General features: G+C 49.7%; 21 protein-coding genes. 10 read left to right on the top strand and 11 right to left on the bottom strand.

The features are described from left to right. The first annotated feature begins 3 nt into the window (after positions 1-3). From EVJ26_RS09225 to EVJ26_RS09215, 3 genes are all read left to right on the top strand, one after another. The gene (locus EVJ26_RS09225; RefSeq protein WP_131468148.1) at positions 4-1356 is read left to right on the top strand and encodes a GH1 family beta-glucosidase; all 1353 of its coding nucleotides are present in this window, start codon (positions 4-6) and stop codon (positions 1354-1356) included. 98 nt (positions 1357-1454) lie between these two features. Then, positions 1455-1958 carry a hypothetical protein gene (locus EVJ26_RS09220; RefSeq protein WP_131468146.1) on the top strand — a complete coding sequence of 168 codons (504 nt, stop codon included), beginning with the start codon at positions 1455-1457 and terminating at the stop codon, positions 1956-1958. Beyond that, a complete protein-coding gene (locus EVJ26_RS09215) occupies positions 1958-2413 on the top strand; it encodes a WapI family immunity protein (RefSeq protein WP_131468144.1) in 456 nt (151 codons plus the stop codon). Before EVJ26_RS09220 ends, EVJ26_RS09215 begins: the two co-directional genes overlap by 1 nt. Positions 2414-2492: 79 nt before the next feature. Here the strand turns inward: EVJ26_RS09215 and EVJ26_RS09210 are convergent, their stop codons facing one another. The 6 genes from EVJ26_RS09210 to EVJ26_RS09185 all read right to left on the bottom strand — a co-directional run bounded on the left by EVJ26_RS09210 (position 2493) and on the right by EVJ26_RS09185 (position 7031). Further along, on the bottom strand, positions 2493-2675 hold the full coding sequence (locus EVJ26_RS09210; RefSeq protein ID WP_131458933.1) for a hypothetical protein: 183 nt from the start codon (positions 2673-2675) through the stop codon (positions 2493-2495). A 76-nt stretch (positions 2676-2751) separates the two neighbouring features. Beyond that, positions 2752-4080, bottom strand: a complete 1329-nt coding sequence (locus tag EVJ26_RS09205; protein WP_131458910.1) for a PTS sugar transporter subunit IIC — start codon at positions 4078-4080, stop codon at positions 2752-2754. Positions 4081-4092: 12 nt separating this feature from the next. After that, a complete protein-coding gene (locus EVJ26_RS09200) occupies positions 4093-5499 on the bottom strand; it encodes a glycoside hydrolase family 1 protein (RefSeq protein WP_131458909.1) in 1407 nt (468 codons plus the stop codon). 15 nt (positions 5500-5514) lie between these two features. Further along, positions 5515-5823 carry a PTS sugar transporter subunit IIB gene (locus EVJ26_RS09195; protein ID WP_131458908.1) on the bottom strand — a complete coding sequence of 103 codons (309 nt, stop codon included), beginning with the start codon at positions 5821-5823 and terminating at the stop codon, positions 5515-5517. Further along, complete coding sequence (locus EVJ26_RS09190) at positions 5820-6167, bottom strand: PTS lactose/cellobiose transporter subunit IIA (protein WP_070329089.1); 348 nt, start codon at positions 6165-6167, stop codon at positions 5820-5822. The genes EVJ26_RS09195 and EVJ26_RS09190 overlap by 4 nt, the downstream gene beginning before the upstream one ends. A gap of 153 nt (positions 6168-6320) precedes the next feature. Beyond that, the gene (locus tag EVJ26_RS09185) at positions 6321-7031 is read right to left on the bottom strand and encodes a GntR family transcriptional regulator (protein ID WP_131458907.1); all 711 of its coding nucleotides are present in this window, start codon (positions 7029-7031) and stop codon (positions 6321-6323) included. Positions 7032-7225: 194 nt separating this feature from the next. Here EVJ26_RS09185 and EVJ26_RS09180 point away from each other — a divergent pair, with 194 nt between their 5' ends. The 5 genes from EVJ26_RS09180 to EVJ26_RS09160 are packed head-to-tail and all read left to right on the top strand — an operon-like array spanning position 7226 to position 9505. After that, positions 7226-7657 carry a hypothetical protein gene (locus tag EVJ26_RS09180; protein WP_131468142.1) on the top strand — a complete coding sequence of 144 codons (432 nt, stop codon included), beginning with the start codon at positions 7226-7228 and terminating at the stop codon, positions 7655-7657. Continuing rightward, positions 7657-8085 carry a hypothetical protein gene (locus tag EVJ26_RS09175; protein WP_131458905.1) on the top strand — a complete coding sequence of 143 codons (429 nt, stop codon included), beginning with the start codon at positions 7657-7659 and terminating at the stop codon, positions 8083-8085. The genes EVJ26_RS09180 and EVJ26_RS09175 overlap by 1 nt, the downstream gene beginning before the upstream one ends. Before the next feature lie 4 nt (positions 8086-8089). Beyond that, positions 8090-8533 carry a hypothetical protein gene (locus tag EVJ26_RS09170; protein WP_131458904.1) on the top strand — a complete coding sequence of 148 codons (444 nt, stop codon included), beginning with the start codon at positions 8090-8092 and terminating at the stop codon, positions 8531-8533. Further along, the gene (locus tag EVJ26_RS09165) at positions 8533-9042 is read left to right on the top strand and encodes a hypothetical protein (RefSeq protein ID WP_131470289.1); all 510 of its coding nucleotides are present in this window, start codon (positions 8533-8535) and stop codon (positions 9040-9042) included. The genes EVJ26_RS09170 and EVJ26_RS09165 overlap by 1 nt, the downstream gene beginning before the upstream one ends. Further along, positions 9035-9505: a hypothetical protein gene (locus EVJ26_RS09160; protein ID WP_131458902.1), complete on the top strand. Its 471-nt coding sequence runs from the start codon at positions 9035-9037 to the stop codon at positions 9503-9505. Before EVJ26_RS09165 ends, EVJ26_RS09160 begins: the two co-directional genes overlap by 8 nt. Positions 9506-9520: 15 nt before the next feature. Here the strand turns inward: EVJ26_RS09160 and EVJ26_RS09155 are convergent, their stop codons facing one another. After that, on the bottom strand, positions 9521-9856 hold the full coding sequence (locus tag EVJ26_RS09155; RefSeq protein ID WP_131458901.1) for a hypothetical protein: 336 nt from the start codon (positions 9854-9856) through the stop codon (positions 9521-9523). Between the two features lie 153 nt (positions 9857-10009). Further along, the gene (locus EVJ26_RS09150) at positions 10010-12364 is read right to left on the bottom strand and encodes a bifunctional diguanylate cyclase/phosphodiesterase (protein WP_236635544.1); all 2355 of its coding nucleotides are present in this window, start codon (positions 12362-12364) and stop codon (positions 10010-10012) included. 162 nt (positions 12365-12526) lie between these two features. Between EVJ26_RS09150 and EVJ26_RS09145 the strand changes: the two genes are divergently transcribed. Then, positions 12527-13378 carry a CPBP family intramembrane glutamic endopeptidase gene (locus tag EVJ26_RS09145; protein WP_131458900.1) on the top strand — a complete coding sequence of 284 codons (852 nt, stop codon included), beginning with the start codon at positions 12527-12529 and terminating at the stop codon, positions 13376-13378. Positions 13379-13403: 25 nt separating this feature from the next. Further along, positions 13404-13925, top strand: coding sequence for a GNAT family N-acetyltransferase (locus EVJ26_RS09140; protein ID WP_131458899.1), 522 nt, complete (start codon positions 13404-13406; stop codon positions 13923-13925). A 35-nt stretch (positions 13926-13960) separates the two neighbouring features. On the opposite strand, the gene EVJ26_RS09135 is transcribed toward EVJ26_RS09140, so the two are convergent. From EVJ26_RS09135 to EVJ26_RS09125, 3 genes are all read right to left on the bottom strand, one after another. Next, complete coding sequence (locus EVJ26_RS09135; protein WP_236635543.1) at positions 13961-15289, bottom strand: N-acetylmuramoyl-L-alanine amidase family protein; 1329 nt, start codon at positions 15287-15289, stop codon at positions 13961-13963. 193 nt (positions 15290-15482) lie between these two features. Beyond that, positions 15483-15734, bottom strand: coding sequence for a hypothetical protein (locus tag EVJ26_RS09130; RefSeq protein ID WP_131470287.1), 252 nt, complete (start codon positions 15732-15734; stop codon positions 15483-15485). 64 nt (positions 15735-15798) lie between these two features. Further along, complete coding sequence (locus tag EVJ26_RS09125) at positions 15799-16476, bottom strand: hypothetical protein (protein ID WP_131470286.1); 678 nt, start codon at positions 16474-16476, stop codon at positions 15799-15801.

Raw genomic sequence — 16476 nt, 5'->3', positions numbered from 1 at the left:
ACTATGCAGTTTAACAAAGACTTCGTCTTCGGAACGGCAACTTCGTCTTATCAAATCGAAGGCGCCCACAACGAAGACGGGCGTACGCCGTCGATCTGGGACATGTTCTGTGACATCGACGGACGTGTGTTCGAAAAGCATAACGGTGACGTCGCTTGCGACCACTACCACCGTTATGAAGAAGACATTCAGCACATCAAAAAGCTCGGCGTTGACACATATCGCTTCTCGATCGCCTGGCCACGCATCTTCCCGGCCAAAGGTGAGTTCAACCCGGCCGGTATGGAATTCTACAAGACGCTTGCGACGCGTCTCCGTGAAGAAGGCATCAAGCCGGCTGTCACGCTCTACCATTGGGACCTCCCGATGTGGGCCCATGAAGCAGGCGGCTGGGTGAACCGCGACTCGGTCGACTGGTTCCTCGAGTACGCGAAAGTGTGTTTCGATGAGCTCGACGGCATCGTCGACTCATGGATCACGCACAACGAACCATGGTGTGCCGGCTTCCTCGGCTACCATGCCGGTGTTCACGCACCGGGACATCGTGACATGAACGAAGCGGTCCGCGCCGTGCACCACATGTTGCTGTCACACGGTAAAGCAGTTGAATTGCTCAAGAACGACATGAAGTCGACGACACCGATCGGCATCACGCTCAACTTATCACCGGTGTACGCGAAGACGGACTCGGCGAACGACAAACTCGCTCAGAACAACTCGGACGGGTACTCGAATCGTTGGTTCCTCGATCCGGTCTTCAAAGGCCAGTATCCGGTCGACATGATGAACTTGTTCTCGAAATACGTTCACTCGTACGACTTCATCAAACCAGGTGACATGGAGACAATCTCGACAGAGTGCGATTTCTTTGGCATCAACTTCTACAGTCGCGGACTCGTCGAGTTCAGCGCAGCGAACGACTTCATGACAGTCGCCGCTTACTCCGATTACGACAAGACGGGCATGGGCTGGGATATCGCCCCGAACGAATTCAAAGACCTGATCCGTCGCTTACGTAACGAGTACACAGATCTTCCAATCATCATCACAGAAAACGGCGCAGCGTATGACGACGTGCTTGAGAACGGCGAAGTCCATGACGATAAACGCATCGACTACGTCAAAAAGCACCTCACAGCCGTATCTGACTTGAACGACGAAGGCATGAACATCGCCGGATATTACCTCTGGTCGCTCATGGACAACTTCGAATGGAGTTTCGGTTACGAGAAGCGTTTCGGCATTCTCTACATCGACTTCGAGACGCAAGAGCGCGTCTGGAAAGATAGTGCGAAATGGTACGCCGGTGTCATCGAACAGCATAAAGCAGGTCACGCCGACAGCGTCGAAGCGTAACCAACAAAACAGCCAGTCCCTGCCGCTACGGGGATTGGCTGTTTTTGTGTGGAACTTATTCAAGGGGGGAACGTATGAAGTAGGGAGGAGGAGCGACGATGGCGTTGGACTATCGAACAGACGAAGAACGCGCCGAAGACCGTTGGACGACAGCGCTTTTCATGTGGACGCTCAACGGGTTCATCTTTGGGATGTTGTACGGTGTGGTGTATCGGGACGTTGCCGTTGTCTTCTTATCTTGTTTTTTGCTCGTCTTCGGAATCAAAGGCGTGTTTCGGCGCGATGACCGCATCAAGCGGGAACGAGCGATTCGCGAGATGGGGATCGAGCTCGACTCAAAAGAGGGGGAAATGTTGATGAAACGCGAATATGCGACGTACGAAGTGACAGGCTACGACGACAAAGGCAAAATCAAGTTCATTCATTTGAAGGAAGGCGAGTTCGTCTTACCGGTCGAAATCAAAGGGGACGATTTGACGAAAATCAAAAAGATGATGGAACTCAATCCTGGGGTGATCGTCATCGTCCATGCGGCAATCGACCAGAAGCGGATGCGCCTCTTAGAGATTGACGGCTATTCGTTGCGGAAGGAAGAAAAGTAATGGCGATCACAAAACTGATGTCGCGCGACGAAACGATTGATGTGACGATTGAGAGCTACGCGTACGCTTATCCTGACGCCGACAACGTCCATGACGCGGCGTGGCACCGCAATTGGATCGGGTTTCACGCACCGGACCACCGCATCACGTTCGATGACATCATGCTTGATAGTTTGCTCGTCGCGCACTACATACCAGTATTTGAGTCGTTCGTAGCGGGTGACGTGCAGGAAGTCGAGTTCGAGCCGACGGAACCGTTCGTCAGTTTGACGTTGACGAGAAGAGATGGCGACGGAGACGAGGTGGGCGTACGAGGCCATCTGGAGCATCCGCTCGGGGACGATACGGAAGAGTTGAGGTTCGAGTTTGAGACGTCCGTGTTGAACGTTGAGCGCTTTCTAAAAGGCTTACGGGACATCGCGGATCAGTTCCCGGTTCGCATGGTGACGGAATAAGTAATTATACGTCAGGAAAGCCACGGCCAACAGAACAGTGACGTGATAAAAAAACGCCGTGACAGTAAGTGTCATGGCGTTACGAGTCGAGTTGTGATGTGTTGGCCCGATACTTGCCTAACGAATAGGCAGCGCACAGTAGGAAAATCGTATGTAGGCCAGCGCCGATCAGCATCGCATAAGGGAAGATAGACTTGAATCCAAGTCCGAAGGCGAGGGCTGCGCTCGACAATATCATAAAACTGGGTGTGTAGTTTTTCATATTATCTCAACTTCCTTATTTGTTTCCCTAAATATAACAGCCCTTCTCATCGCTGAGAAGGGCTGTCGTTTTTTACTTAGGCTGACGCTTTTTCTGCTTCTTCTTGTGCTTTCAACTCTTCACCGTACGAGACGCGGTCTTGCATGCGGACGAACGGGAGGTAGACGGCTACTGCCATTGCGATCGTGACGATCTGCAAGAGCGCTGCACGCCATCCGCCGATTAAGAAACCAGAGATGATCGGTGGTGTCGTCCATGGCACTTGAAGTGCGTTGAACGGATCGACCCAGCCCCAAAGGATTGAGAAGTACACCATGAACGATGCGATTGCAGGTACGATAACGAACGGTACGAACATGATCGGGTTGAACACGATCGGCATCCCGAAGATGACCGGCTCGTTGATGTTGAACAAACTTGGTGCAAGCGAGAGCTTACCGAGCTGTTTCAAGTGAGCCGAACGGGCGACGATAAGTGTGGCGATGATGAATCCGATCGTGATTCCTGAACCACCGAGCTTCGTGAAGACGTCGAGGAACTGGATTGTAACGATTTTCGCGTTCTCACCGGCAACGAGTGTTTCACCCGCATCGATGAGTGCTTGGTTTTGAAGCGCGTTTGCTGTAAGGAGTGGCCCCATGATACCCATGATGATTGCGGCACCGTGAATTCCACACCACCACATGACTGACATGAGAACCATGATGATGACTGCTCCTGCGAGCGTGTCTGTCAAGTTTTGAAGTGGTGATTGAAGCACGTCATAGACGACTTCTGTGAACGTACGCTCTGCAACTGCTTGGAAGACAGCGAATGTCACAGCAGCAAGTGCGATGATCGCAAGACCAGGAACGAGTGCCGAGAATGAGTTCGAAACACCAGGTGGGACACCGTCAGGCATTTTAATGCTGATCCCGCGTTTGATGAATTGCGAATAAATGAATCCGACGACTAAACCGACGACGATGGCAGCGAGGACACCTTGTCCACCTGTCCATACTTTCGGGATGACTCCGTTGACTGCTTCTCCTGATTCAGAGAGGACAGAAGCTTGTGTGATGATCAAGAACGAGATGATTCCGAGGATACCAGCTGGTACGCCTTCAATCTTTTCGTTTTTGACGTACGAGTAGGCGATTCCGAATACCCCGATTAAAGCGAGGATGTCAAACGTCGCACCGACGACTTGCGTGAGTGGGAGCGTCCAATCGGCTCCGAATAATCCTGACATGAACTCGGCCCAACCTGGAATCGGTAGTGCCAAGATAAGCAGGAACAGTGAACCGATGATCGTCATCGGCATTGTCAGGATGAACCCGTCCTTAATTGCAAGGACGGGCTTTGCGTTCGCAAAACGAACGAAACCTGGAGTGAACTTTTCAAATACTCTTTCTAAGCGGCTCATGGGGAAACCTCCTTATAGGTCTTCAGCGCGCGTGGCGATGATCTCTTTGTACCAATGGAACGACTGTTTCTTCTTGCGGGCGAGACCGTTAGCGTGGTCAACATAGATGAAGCCATATTGCTTCTTATATCCGTTGAGCCAGCTGAGGAGGTCGATGACCGACCAAGCGTAGTAACCTGAAACGTTGATGCCTTCTTGAACGGCATGTTTCACGGCACGCAAGTGGCTTTCGATGTACTCGATCCGCGGTGTATCCATAATTTCTTCGCCGACGATTGGGTCAACATCACCGAGACCGTTCTCTGTAATGTAGATCTTGACGTCGCCGTAACGAGCTTTGAGCATGCGGAGCCCTTCGAGGAACGCGTCTGGCGCGATTTCCCAGCCCCACTTCGTGTAAACCTTGTCTTCCATCTCGACTGTCTTGTAGACGCCGTCGAACGATGGGTTACCTGGGCGGCCCGTCGAGTTCTCACGGCCACCGGCCATGACGAGCGCTGTGTCATTTTTCATGACGCGTTGCGGGCAGTAGTAGTTGAGACCGATGAAGTCGTTCATCGGAGCCGTGCGTTTGAGCAGGTCGAGTTCTTCTTCCGTCCAGTCAGGGAGCAGGCCTTTCTCTTTAAGTCCTTTGACCACGTACTCAGGGTAAGTCCCTTTCAAGATCGGGTCATAGAACCAGTGTGTCGCATATTCGTTCGCATGCATCTCGGCGAACTTGTTGTCCGGGTCGTTGTCGATGCTGAACGATGGGCTGAACACGTGTGTGATGCCGATCTCACCTTCGTAACCGGCTTCTTTGAAGAGCTCGATTGAACGGGCGTGAGCGACAAAGACGTTATGTGTCGTTTGGAAGTACGCTTTGACATCACCTTCGATACCTGGTGGGTGTGCTCCTGACAAGTAGCCGAGCGAGCAGAAGATGACCGCTTCATTGAACGTGATCCAGTGACGGACACGGTCGCCGAACGATTGGAAACAAGTATCGGCGAAACGAACGAATGCGTCAACTGTCTCTTGGCTGCGCCAACCGCCTTTTTCTTCAAGTGCCTGTGGAAGGTCCCAATGGTAGAGCGTCACGAACGGTACGATGTTGTGCTTCAAGCACTCGTCGATCAAGTTGTTGTAAAACTCGAGGCCCTTCTCGTTGACTTCGCCAGAACCGTTCGGGAAGATACGTGGCCATGAGATTGAGAAGCGATATGACTCGAGTCCCATTTCGGCCATAAGCGCGATGTCTTCTTTATAACGGTGGTAATGGTCGACAGCGACGTCGCCATTCGTGTTTTCAAATGTCTTTCCAGGAATTTTCGAGAAGACGTCCCAGTTCGAGACGCCTTTCCCGTCCTCGTTCCATGCGCCTTCGACTTGGTAAGAAGCCGAAGCAGCGCCGAACAAGAAAGTTTTAGGCATTTTCAAAGTAGTCACCTCAGTTTATTTATTTACAAGCTTAAGTGCGTGGTCTAGTACTTTCGTTCCGTTCATCATGCCGTAGTCGACTGTGTTGATGACGTCGATTGGAACGCCTTTTGGCTCACAGATCAGTTTGCCTTTTGAAAGCAAGTACTTCACTTGTGGTCCGAGAAGAGCGACGTCGAGGTCGTTCACATACGTTTCCATTTCTGATTCTGGGTAGGCTGCGATTTCTGCCTCGAGGCCACGTTCAGCGGCAACCGCTTTCATTTTTTCTACTAACATACTTGTTGACATACCTGCTGCGCAGAAGAGTCCGATTTTCATCATTTTTGATCCATTCCTTTCAATTGGTTGATTTCGTTTTGCATGTTCATCATGTAGCCGAGCATCTCTTTTACGAGGATCGTGTTCATCAAATGGTCTTGCGCGTGCACCATGAGGACGCCGACTGTCGCCGTTTTCCCTTGTGCTTCGAGCGTGACGAATTTTGTTTGGATAGCGTGTGCTTCTTTCAACGTCGCGTCACCGGCTGTCACCGCTTCAGCTGCTTCCTCTGGCTTGCCTTCTTGCATGAGGAGCATTGCGTGGTGGTAACTTGCTTTCGCGTCACCTGAGAGGGCGATTAAACCGAAGATGTCTTCGGGTGTAATTTCGATTGTTTCAGAAACCATAATATCTCTCCTTTTTTGTATGGATAACTAAGATTCATAGGTACAAATTCTATAGTTTGATACTAGCACGACACCGCTTACATGTAAACCCTTTCTTTTTGAATAAAATGTGAACGAAAAAAAACGCACGCGAGATCAACCTCTCGAGTGCGTTTAAGACTTGATGTTAGAGACTTTCAGCATCTTAACATGGCGGAAATGATGTGTCGAGCGCGATACGTCGAAGATTTGACCGTTCGTTAAATAGACGGTGTTGTCGACGAGAAGGGCCGGATCGTTTTCGTTCAACCCGAGTAAGGCGGCATCATCGGCATTCAAGAAATCGGCGTAAATGACGCGGTCGGCAAAACCGATGGCGAGCTTTTGGTCGTTACGGAAGTAGTTATAGATCGACTTCTCGGTGATGTTTCGATCGAGATAGACAACGAGGTTTTTGCGGAAGTACGAATCTTCGAGCGAGAACGGGTGGTCGTCGACGAGACGCAGCCGCTTGACGTAATAGACAGGCGTCCCGACCGGACACTTCATCCGTTCCGCGACTTTCTCGTTTGCCGTCGTCTCCTCAAAAGCGAGGACATGTGTCTCGACTTTTCGTCCACTGAAGTCGCTCGTGAGACCTTGGAGTTTTTCGAGGTTCACATAATCGCTGTCGTAATGGTCACGGACGAAGACGCCGCTCCCTTGGACTTGATATGCGTAGCCTTTGTTGACGAGAATCTCGATCGCTTTCCGGACCGTGTTGCGGCTGACGGCGTATTTCGTCGCATATTCGTCTTCCGTGAGGAGTTTGTTCGTATGCTGATAGACGTGATTGACGATATCCGTCTCAATCTGTTCAGCCACTTGCTTATACTTTGGGGCCATGACTGTTTGCACCTTTCACATCAATTTGTAGGAATGAATACGCTATCATTATAGCAGAAATAATTGGTAACGGTCGTAAATCATTCGCCAATTGTTGAAAAACGTCGAATGATTATGGAGGGAATATTTGGATAACTTGAAACCTCATCGTTTCATTTCCGTATACAGTAAGAGAATAGTAGGGAGGGGAAGTCATGGATCAACCGACACGAATTGAACAAGAGACGGCTTGGAAGAAGCAACAGACACGGGTCGGATACATCTTTTTAAGCGTCGTTGTATTGGCCATCGTCTTATCCTTCTTCGGGAAGCAACTGTGGCTCATCATTCCTCTCACTGTCGTTGGGGTCAGAATGCTCATGTTAGACGTGCAGAAATACCAGATGAGACGTGCGCGTTTAGTCGATTTCGCTACGCGGAAGGTGTTAAGACGACATCTCGTGTACGATATCGTGAGCTCGATCGGTTTACTCATTTTAGTGAGTGGCCTGTTGGTCTTCAATCAAGACGACCTGTATTGGGCGTTCGGGGTGTTCATTTGGGGGACGTTGACAGAAACGGTGTCACGCCGTTTGAATCAACATGATCCGATATTACGCTCGCTTGAAGCGGAGGAAGTGACATGATGTCAAATCGATTAGAACAGGAACGGACGTGGGTTTGTTCGTTCCAACAACTCATGTATGGGATTGTAGGGATGTTTCTAGTCGTCATTCTTCCAATCGTTTGGTGGACGGACAGTCTGTTTTGGGGCATCGTCTACATGGCACTCGTGCTCGTTCCCGTCAATGTGATGTATATACGTCGCTATCAGATGCGACAACGGTTGAATCCGAAATTGACGCATCGCTATCGCCAACAGTTGGGGAGTGACATGTTGAATACGGTTGCCTTCTTTATCGCATTGAACGGCAATGAATTGTTGGGGGCGAAAGTTTTCTATACAGTCGGTTTACTCGTGATTGTGTTAGCCGGATGGATGACGATGAGAATCGATAAGCGGATGAAGCAGGAAGATGTATGGCGTTCTACATATAAAGAAATAGGGAGGTGAGGAAGTGGACCAGGTGCGACACGATGTTAAGAGAGTCGTCAATATTCGAAGGTATGGTGTCCCGATATGGATTGTTTATATGGCCACCTTTCTATTCGCGCTTTTCTTTGAACAGATCTGGCTCATTCCCTTGATGTGGTTACTCGCAATTTTTCTCATCATCATGGGGAATAAAGAATATCGCATCATGCGTCATTTTGCAGAAACTTTTCAAACCCTCAAATTGCTTCGCATACAATATGCAATGACTTGGTTGGATGCACTATTGCTTTCGACTTCAATGACGGCGCTGGTTCTCAATCACTCAATCGGATTTTTGATTGGGGCTTTATTTGCTATGATGCGTTTTACCGATTCTTATCGAGACCGATTGATTAGAAACAAACTGAAAGCGGTTGACCCTGACATGCCGACATACGACCAAGTGATTGAAAGGATGAAACCATAATGGAACTATCACCGCAAACGAAACAACAGATCGATACAGTGTTGCGAATGGATAAATGGACAAGCTGGGGCGTCGGCATAATCGGTGTGTCAGCAATTATCGGCATGCTGATTTACGCGTCGTATTGGGAGAGGCCGGATTCATTTTTCCTGATATTCATGTTCTCTATATTTAGTCTCGTCGTCACGACAGAGGTGATGCGTTTTCGGATGTGGCGCCGCTTCGTGAAAAATGAGAAGGCGCGAAAGCTGTTGATGCTGCGGCATACCGCTTATTTACTGGGACTTGTCGCTCTCGGCTACTACGGGATCGTTGTGTTCAATCAAACGTCGCAGCCGCAATCGTTCCAAGCATTTCTTTTATCACAAGCCTTTTTCTGGGGCGCGACGTTCTTTGGGAAATGGCTCGACCGTATCATTCAAAAACATGATGGGAACTATTTGACGGATCAAGATATCAAAGCAATTAAAGAAGCGCGGGAAATTGAAAAGGAAGAACGATATGGATAAGCGGAGCCAGATGCGTGAATTGACGGCGTTCGATGAGGCAAAGCATTCCACGGTCGCGTTCATCTCAGCGGTGTTCGCTGGGCTCATGTTTTTCTCGCTAGAATGTGGCTGGCTCTCGCCGGTGATGGTTATGTTTCTCGGTGCGGTAGCGAGTCTGCCGGACTTCCGGAAAATGTGGCGTCGTGAGAACATCAAGAAACAGTATTTACAGTCGCGGGAAGCGAGGCGGCTCATTCACTTCAATTCATTGTTCGGGCTCATCTTCCTACCGCTCATTTTGGTATGGGTATATGCGCTGCTGACGGATTTGATTTCGCTCCAAACGTTTGCGTTGATTGGTTTGGTGGCGTATTTGATTGCCATCGTCGAACAACGTTTGTATGAACGCCACATGGTCACTCTCGACAACAACTATGTCACCGAAGCCGAATTGCGAGAAGAACGAAAATGGGGGAGCGCATGAGCGCTTTCCCCGTTTTCATTTGAACGTACGGATGATGAAGTAAAGGCAGCCGAGGAAGGGGATTAAGAACAGTGCACCGAGCCATTCGCCTTGGCCGAAAACGATCCAGGCGAACAACTGGAACGATAGCAGACCAGCGGCGACGAGTCCGGCGAAGCGGAGCGCTTTCGGTCGCTTTGATGGTTCCTCCCACCACTCTTTAAAGAACGGCAAGCTGAACAACAGCGCCAAGCCGAGAAAGAACGCCGCCGGAAACACGAGCATATCCCCGCGCGCGTTCTGTCCGTTAAACTGCAGCCATTTCGAGAGAATCGATAAGGTGATGCCGATGACGAGAAAGAGTCCGCTCATATCCGTTCCTCCGTTTCATCTCTATATACTATTATCATGCACGAACCGCAGCAAACGAACAAGTCTCAAAAACGCTTGCGGTTCGGGCACGAATGTCCCCCTGGCATAGGAGATTTTTTGCATACGAAAAGACTGCAGCGAACTGCAGTCTCGTTAAGCCCGGGTCTTCCCGAACTCGATATAGGTCGTGACCGATTTGACGTGCTTCACGACGTCTTTCTCGCGAAGCGGACGACTGAAGTAAAAGCCTTGGACGTAGTCGCACTGCTCATTGAGCAACCATTCGAGTTGGTCAGACGTTTCGACGCCTTCCATCAACACTTTCATGCCGAGGTTATGGCCGAGTTGGATCATCGAGCGGACGATCGCTTCTTGGTTGCGGTCTGTGAACAAGTTGACGATGAACGAGCGGTCGATCTTGAGCACTTGGACCGGAAGTTCGCGCAGTTGGCGGAACGACGAGTAACCAGTCCCGAAATCATCGAGCGAGATCAAAATCCCGTACTGATGAAGTTGGGCGAGCTTCTCGCGTGTCGACGCCTCGTACGACAACATCGATGATTCCGTCACTTCGAGCTCGAGGAACATCGGGTCCATGCCGGTCTCTTGTAAGATGGTTTGGAGCGTCTCGACGAAGTCTTCACGCGCGAACTGGAGCGGTGACACGTTGACCGAGAGCGTGAACGGCTTGACGCCGGACTTGTTCCACCGTACCCAAGCGAGACACGACTCGCGCATGACCCAGTTGCCGATCTGATGGATCAGTCCGGTGTTTTCTGCGATCGGGATGAATTCGGTCGGTGTGACATCGCCGAGTTCGAAATGATTCCAACGCAAGAGCGCTTCGACGCCTTCGAGTCGATTTTTCGTGAGCGATACTTTCGGTTGATAGACGAGCGTGAACTCGTGACGATCGAGTGCGTGAATGAGCGCTTTCTCGATCTCGACCGTGCGTAAAATTTGATGTTTCGATTCGTCTTCAAACTCTTTAATTTGGTTTTTCCCGATCCGTTTTGATTCGTGGACGGTGAGTCGCGCGTATTGGACGAGCTCGTCCGCGGACGTCGTGTCTTTCGGATAATGACTGACGCCGGCGCTCATCGTGAGCTCGACGGTCGTCCCGTCGATATCGAACGGCTGCGAGATCGCTTTAATACACTTCTCCGCTTTTTGTTTGGCGAGTGTGCTGCGCTTATCGAACAGTAAGATAATGAATTCCGAAGCACCGACTCGTGTCAAAATGTCATCTGGATGGATCGTGACGCGAAGACGTTCGGCGATTTGCATCGTCAATTCGTCCGTGCCGTGATGTCCGAGCATATCGCTCAAGAAACGCCAGCGGTCGATGTCGATGTAAAGACAAGCGACTGGGTCCTCGATTTGAATATGTTCCGCAAGGATGCGTTCGAGCTTGTGGCGGTTCGGCAGATCAGTGAGCGTATCGTGATACGCCATATGTTCGACGAGACGTTGTGAGGCGATCGCCTCCGAGACGTCCCGTAAAAACCAGAGCACTTGGTCCATCGTTTCACCTTTGAGCGGATAGCTCGTCACTTCAATCGTCTTATCGTCGATCTCGACCCGTCTCGGGTCATAGAACGGTTGATTGATCGTCAAGGACGAATGATAGTCTTGGAAAAAAGTATCGTCCGTCTGATCAAACAAACGATAAAACGCGGTGTTGGCGTACTGGATCACACCATCTTTCGTCGTCGTGACGACCGCATCCGTCGTCGAATCGAGAATCGTCGCTTGGATGAGTTCTCGTTTTTTTAGATGATGATCGAGCGTGAGCGACAAGAAGAAGATGACAAACAAGATGACCGTGATCGCCGTGACGAGCCAGGCGAGGAGCGACGGTTCGACGGCATTGGCGAACGGACCGTTCGCTTCGATGAACGCGAACGATGACGCGGCCATGCCGACGAAATGCATCCCGAAAATCGCGATGCCCATGAGCAGTGAAAAGAACACTTTTAACTCGAGGTCAATCTTTTGTTTGGCGTACTTCGAGTAGAAGCCGATCCATAAGGCGATAAGTGAGGCGGCGATGGCGATGATGATCGACAACATGGCCAACCATGGATCATACGAAATCGCGACGCCTTGAATCGCGTCCATACCGACGTAATGCATGCTGGCGATGCTGATTCCCATCAACAGTCCTGCACCGATCAAAGCAGGATGAGTCTTACGGCGCGAGACAATCAAGAAGCCAAAGATACAGCCGGCCATCGCAATGATGACGGACAGTAAAACGAGAGGGATCGAATATGTGACGGGGCGCAACGCCTCGTGAGCGAGCATGGCGATGAAGTGCATCGACCAAATCCCGAGTCCGAGGGTGGCACCGCCCGCCAAAATCCACATATTTTGGGTGGAGCGATTCGTCGCATTCACGCGGCGTGCCAGTTCGATGGCAGCATAAGCGGAAACGGCGGCGATAATATAAGAAAGAATCACGAGAAAGTAATTGTGACTCATCGAGTGTTCGACTACTGGTTCCATGTGTACCTCGCTAGTAAATGTGATTTTGTTGTAATTCTGATTATACCTCGGCAAATAGTAGCCGACCTATCATTTTGCTTCGTATGGTAAAAATATTTTGCCGGTGAAGTAGGCAAGTCGCTTCTAGAGTGGGTAAACTACATATAAAAGGAGGCGGAGCGCATGATCCCGACACGAAAAGAAGTCATAACGTTTATCATCATCGCGTTCGCGTTCTCATGGTTAAGCTGGTGGGGGCTCTATACGTGGACAAGCCTGCCGATTCTAGCGACCGTCTTGATCGGTTCGTTCGGACCGAGCGTGGCCGGCGGTTATATGGCGTTTCGAGAAAACGGATGGAGTGGGGTGCGGACACTGTGGAAGCGAGGCTTCGAGTGGCGGATGGCTGGTAAGTACTATGCGTTCGGCCTGTTGCTCATCCCGTTCTTATTTGTCCTCGCGTACTGGCTGACCGATGCGAGCGGTGCGTTACTGTTGAACGAACCTTGGCTCGTCATCCCGTACTTCCTCTACATGTTATTTCTCGGGGGAACGATTCAACAAGAGTATGGTTGGCGCGGGTATTTGCTCGACGCGCTGCAACTCAACAAGACGCCGCTCCAGGCGAGCCTGTTCGTCGGCGTGGTGTGGGCGGTTTGGCATATTCCGCTCTTCTTGATGACGGGCACCGGACAGGCATCCCTCCCGTTTTGGGCTTACGCCGTCGCCATTCTATCGTTTACGTTGATCATCTCGTGGTTATATAACGTCACGACGATGAACTTATGGGCGGCTTTTTTACTGCATACGACGTTTAACGTCTCGTTTGCCCTCGTCCCCTTAATCGAGCCGGGGCAGGTCTCAATCGGGTTTCTTTATTTGACGCTCTTGTTGTTCACGACGGCAATCGTGCTCGTCTGGAAGACGCACGGGCATCTCGGGTATGACCATCTCGAACAACTCGAGGCGGTGGAAGGGTCGCATCAACCGAACGTTACGGTAGGCAGAGACGCGGGTAAAGAAGGAAACGTATGATTATGGATAGAGGGAAGTGGAAATATTGAACTTTCGTCCGCTTGAACGAGATGATGTCAAACCGCTCCAGCGTTTGTTTATGGAGAGTCTGAGCGATTTGATCCGCCGGGAACAGTTTGAAGACGCTGATTTGTTGGACGAGGAAGTAGCCCGCTTGAATACGACCGTTCAAGATAGTTTGGATGATGAGACTGTCCAATTGTTTGTCGTGCTAAAAGACGACGTCATCGTTGGAACAGCGGCCATCCTTCCTCCGAACGAGATTATCACGGCACATCTCGATGTCGAGCCGGACGTACCGGAAGTCGGATGCATCTATGTGACGCCGAGTGAGCAGCGGCAAGGGGTCGGTCATTTCTTGCTTAAAAACGTGATGGACGAGCTGTTGAGCAGGGGACAGCCGATTTTTTATCTCGATGCGGGGTTTCCGACTTCCCAAACGTACTGGGAAAAACGGATGGGTCCACCTGTACTCACGATCGACCATTACTGGGGACTCGGCGCGCCTCATAAAATCTGGCGGTGCGATGTGACGCAATACAAATAGAGACCCAGCTGAACATTCAGCCGGGTCTCTTTGAATTAGTTAGATGAACGCATGAATTGATGAATGCCGGAAGCAGTCGCATCAGCCATCCGTTGACGATATGTCGTACTCGTCAGATGAGCGCGATCGTTCGCGTTGCTAATAAATCCGTATTCGACGAGCGTCGACGGGACGGTATTCTTTCCGACGACGTAAACGTTTTGATATTTCACACCACGGTTGCGGATGGTCGGGATGCGTACACCGAGTTCACGGTTGATGGCCGCTCCTAAGTTACGACTTGCGGAGGCATAAGGATTCGTCGTGTAGCTTTCCGTCGTCGGGACGAGGACTTCATGACCGTGATAGGCTGTACTCGGTGCCGAGTTGGCATGGACGCTTACAAAAGCGCTCCCTTTATAAGACTTTGTCAACGAGACACGCTGGGCTAAGGATAAATAGCCATCGTTTGCACGAGTCATTTTGACGTTATAGTTGTACGTGCTCGAGAGAGTGTTCGCCAGGCGCTTAGCGATGTCGAGTGCAATGACTTTCTCTTGGACAGATTCGTAAACCGCACCCGGATCGTTCCCGCCATGACCGGCATCGATGACGACGGTGCGTCCTGATCCGGTTGAAGTAGTGGGTGTCGTCGTTGTGCCCGCTTTCAAATAGCGCGCTGCGACGTAGCCGGTTTTCCCACCGTAAGAGACTTTATACCACGAGCCATACGTCCCTCGGTAAGTCACATTGCGGCCAGATGGGATGGTAAGCAATACCGTTCCGGTCGTCGAGGCACTCTTCCGCAAGTTCAAGTTGACAGTCGTTGTATAAGCTTTCGTCGAGCTTGTCGTTGTCGATGGACTTGAAGCTTTTAAATATTGTGAGGAGACGTAACCGGTCTGTCCGCCATACGTCACTTTGTACCATGAACCGTATGTGCTGACATAAGTCACTCGTTTCCCTGTTGGAATCGTCAACAGAATCGTACCTCTCGTCGAGGCGCTTTTCCGTAAATTTAAGTTGACGGTTGTCGTATAGGCTTTCGTTGAACTGGTCGTCATCGTCGAAGCGGTTGTCTGCTTCACATACTGTGAAGCGACGTACCCCGTCTTGCCACCGTAAGAGACTTTATACCACGAGCCGTACTTGCTTATATATTTGATCGTCGCGCCTGCTGGGATTGTCAGAAGGACTTTGCTCCAAGTCGCTGCACTAAGGCGAAGATTTAAATTGGCAGTTGTTTTATATGTAGTGGCCGCTTCGACACGAGTTGATTCAAATCCGGTCTGTGAAAGCTCGAGCGGGATGACTGCTACGCCAGTGAAGACGAGGGATGTGCTAAGTAAGAGTTTTAAATGCCAAGGTGTTTTTTCTATATTCAATCGTGATTCGCTCCTTTTTCTTGAATCTTTGAAATAACGATGAAATGAAATCGTCTTCATGTCTTCGCTATTATATAAGCAAACAAGAAAAAAATGGAGATTAATATGTAAATTGTTTATCTTTTTTTAAAAAATAGAACGATAGTCGCACCCGGAATAAAAAAGAGACGCACAGAGGCGTCTCGTTTAAGTATTAAGTTAAGCGTGGGAGTTCTTCCCCAAATGGTCTAACAGTGGAGTCGAGTTTTGTAAGACGTGGTAATTCTTCACCGAACTGTTGAGTTGGTACCACTGATTTTGTAAGACGTGGTAACTCTTCCCCGAATTGTTGAACCGGAATTACTGTTTTTGTAAGGCGCGGTAATTCTTCACCCAATGGTTTGAATGAACTGCCTAGAAGTAATACTGCTGCTGCGATAAAGAAGATACCAGTTACTTTTTTCATGATTAAATTCCTCCGATGTGTGTTGGTTTATGTGGATAAGCTGTGATCCCTAGTGTGATGTCGCTCAGTAGTCAGAGAGTGGTGATTCTAGCAATGTGTAGATTGCTTCAGATTGTTGTTCAATCCGTGATTCAAAATCTCCGATGAATTGTTGTGGCATGTTCGGTTCATAGAGCGTAACTTTGTCAGACTCTTCTGTCGTAGCAGATGACAAAATTGGAACATGGGCTTCTTGACTGAGCAGTGTGCTGCAAAGAGGAGGAAATTGATTTTCAAACTGTTGGAGTGGTTCTGGTCGCCAGCAGATTGATGCTTCTGGAAGAATATATAAGATGTGTCCTTCTTTCAATAAAGATAGACACTGGCTAACAACACTTTGTTGATCCTGTTCAATGTTGATATAGCCGAACTCTTGAAAATGTTTCTCATAGACTGTTTTTGAACTGCGCTTTAGAATAGAGAGAGACAGTTCAGGACCAAGAATGTATAGCTTTTTATGAGAACGATTTTCTTGAAGCGTTCTAGCGATTAGTTTTGGTAAAGCCTGATAGTAATCAATTTGAAACGCGTTGAGGATAAAGCCTTTAGATGAACGTAACAATTGGGTCAAATGCTCTAATCCCTCAAACTGATTAGTGTCAGCATAGGAATAGGAAGCTTTGAAAGAAGACGCTTGCTTCGGCTGGAAGTAAATTCTAGGTTTAATGTAATCTTCTGCAAGTAAAAAGTTTAATTTACCCAT

Origin of the sequence: Exiguobacterium sp. SH3S1 (assembly GCF_004337105.1) — a bacterium.
GTDB classification, from domain to species: domain Bacteria; phylum Bacillota; class Bacilli; order Exiguobacteriales; family Exiguobacteriaceae; genus Exiguobacterium; species Exiguobacterium aurantiacum_A.
The sequence above is the reverse complement of the archived record's forward strand: the minus strand, read 5'-3'. Positions and strand labels throughout refer to the sequence as shown.

What these genes read in the sequence shown, in the direction of transcription:
- EVJ26_RS09145 (WP_131458900.1), top strand. Translation starts at nt 12,527, where the DNA reads ATGATCCCGACACGAAAAGAAGTCATAACGTTTATCATCATCGCGTTC.
- EVJ26_RS09160 (WP_131458902.1), top strand. Translation starts at nt 9,035, where the DNA reads ATGGATAAGCGGAGCCAGATGCGTGAATTGACGGCGTTCGATGAGGCA.
- EVJ26_RS09215 (WP_131468144.1), top strand. Translation starts at nt 1,958, where the DNA reads ATGGCGATCACAAAACTGATGTCGCGCGACGAAACGATTGATGTGACG.
- EVJ26_RS09185 (WP_131458907.1), bottom strand. Translation starts at nt 7,031, where the DNA reads ATGGCCCCAAAGTATAAGCAAGTGGCTGAACAGATTGAGACGGATATC.
- EVJ26_RS09130 (WP_131470287.1), bottom strand. Translation starts at nt 15,734, where the DNA reads ATGAAAAAAGTAACTGGTATCTTCTTTATCGCAGCAGCAGTATTACTT.
- EVJ26_RS09220 (WP_131468146.1), top strand. Translation starts at nt 1,455, where the DNA reads ATGGCGTTGGACTATCGAACAGACGAAGAACGCGCCGAAGACCGTTGG.
- EVJ26_RS09205 (WP_131458910.1), bottom strand. Translation starts at nt 4,080, where the DNA reads ATGAGCCGCTTAGAAAGAGTATTTGAAAAGTTCACTCCAGGTTTCGTT.
- EVJ26_RS09165 (WP_131470289.1), top strand. Translation starts at nt 8,533, where the DNA reads ATGGAACTATCACCGCAAACGAAACAACAGATCGATACAGTGTTGCGA.
- EVJ26_RS09155 (WP_131458901.1), bottom strand. Translation starts at nt 9,856, where the DNA reads ATGAGCGGACTCTTTCTCGTCATCGGCATCACCTTATCGATTCTCTCG.
- EVJ26_RS09150 (WP_236635544.1), bottom strand. Translation starts at nt 12,364, where the DNA reads ATGGAACCAGTAGTCGAACACTCGATGAGTCACAATTACTTTCTCGTG.
- EVJ26_RS09175 (WP_131458905.1), top strand. Translation starts at nt 7,657, where the DNA reads ATGTCAAATCGATTAGAACAGGAACGGACGTGGGTTTGTTCGTTCCAA.
- EVJ26_RS09190 (WP_070329089.1), bottom strand. Translation starts at nt 6,167, where the DNA reads ATGGTTTCTGAAACAATCGAAATTACACCCGAAGACATCTTCGGTTTA.
- EVJ26_RS09210 (WP_131458933.1), bottom strand. Translation starts at nt 2,675, where the DNA reads ATGAAAAACTACACACCCAGTTTTATGATATTGTCGAGCGCAGCCCTC.
- EVJ26_RS09195 (WP_131458908.1), bottom strand. Translation starts at nt 5,823, where the DNA reads ATGATGAAAATCGGACTCTTCTGCGCAGCAGGTATGTCAACAAGTATG.
- EVJ26_RS09225 (WP_131468148.1), top strand. Translation starts at nt 4, where the DNA reads ATGCAGTTTAACAAAGACTTCGTCTTCGGAACGGCAACTTCGTCTTAT.
- EVJ26_RS09125 (WP_131470286.1), bottom strand. Translation starts at nt 16,476, where the DNA reads ATGGGTAAATTAAACTTTTTACTTGCAGAAGATTACATTAAACCTAGA.
- EVJ26_RS09180 (WP_131468142.1), top strand. Translation starts at nt 7,226, where the DNA reads ATGGATCAACCGACACGAATTGAACAAGAGACGGCTTGGAAGAAGCAA.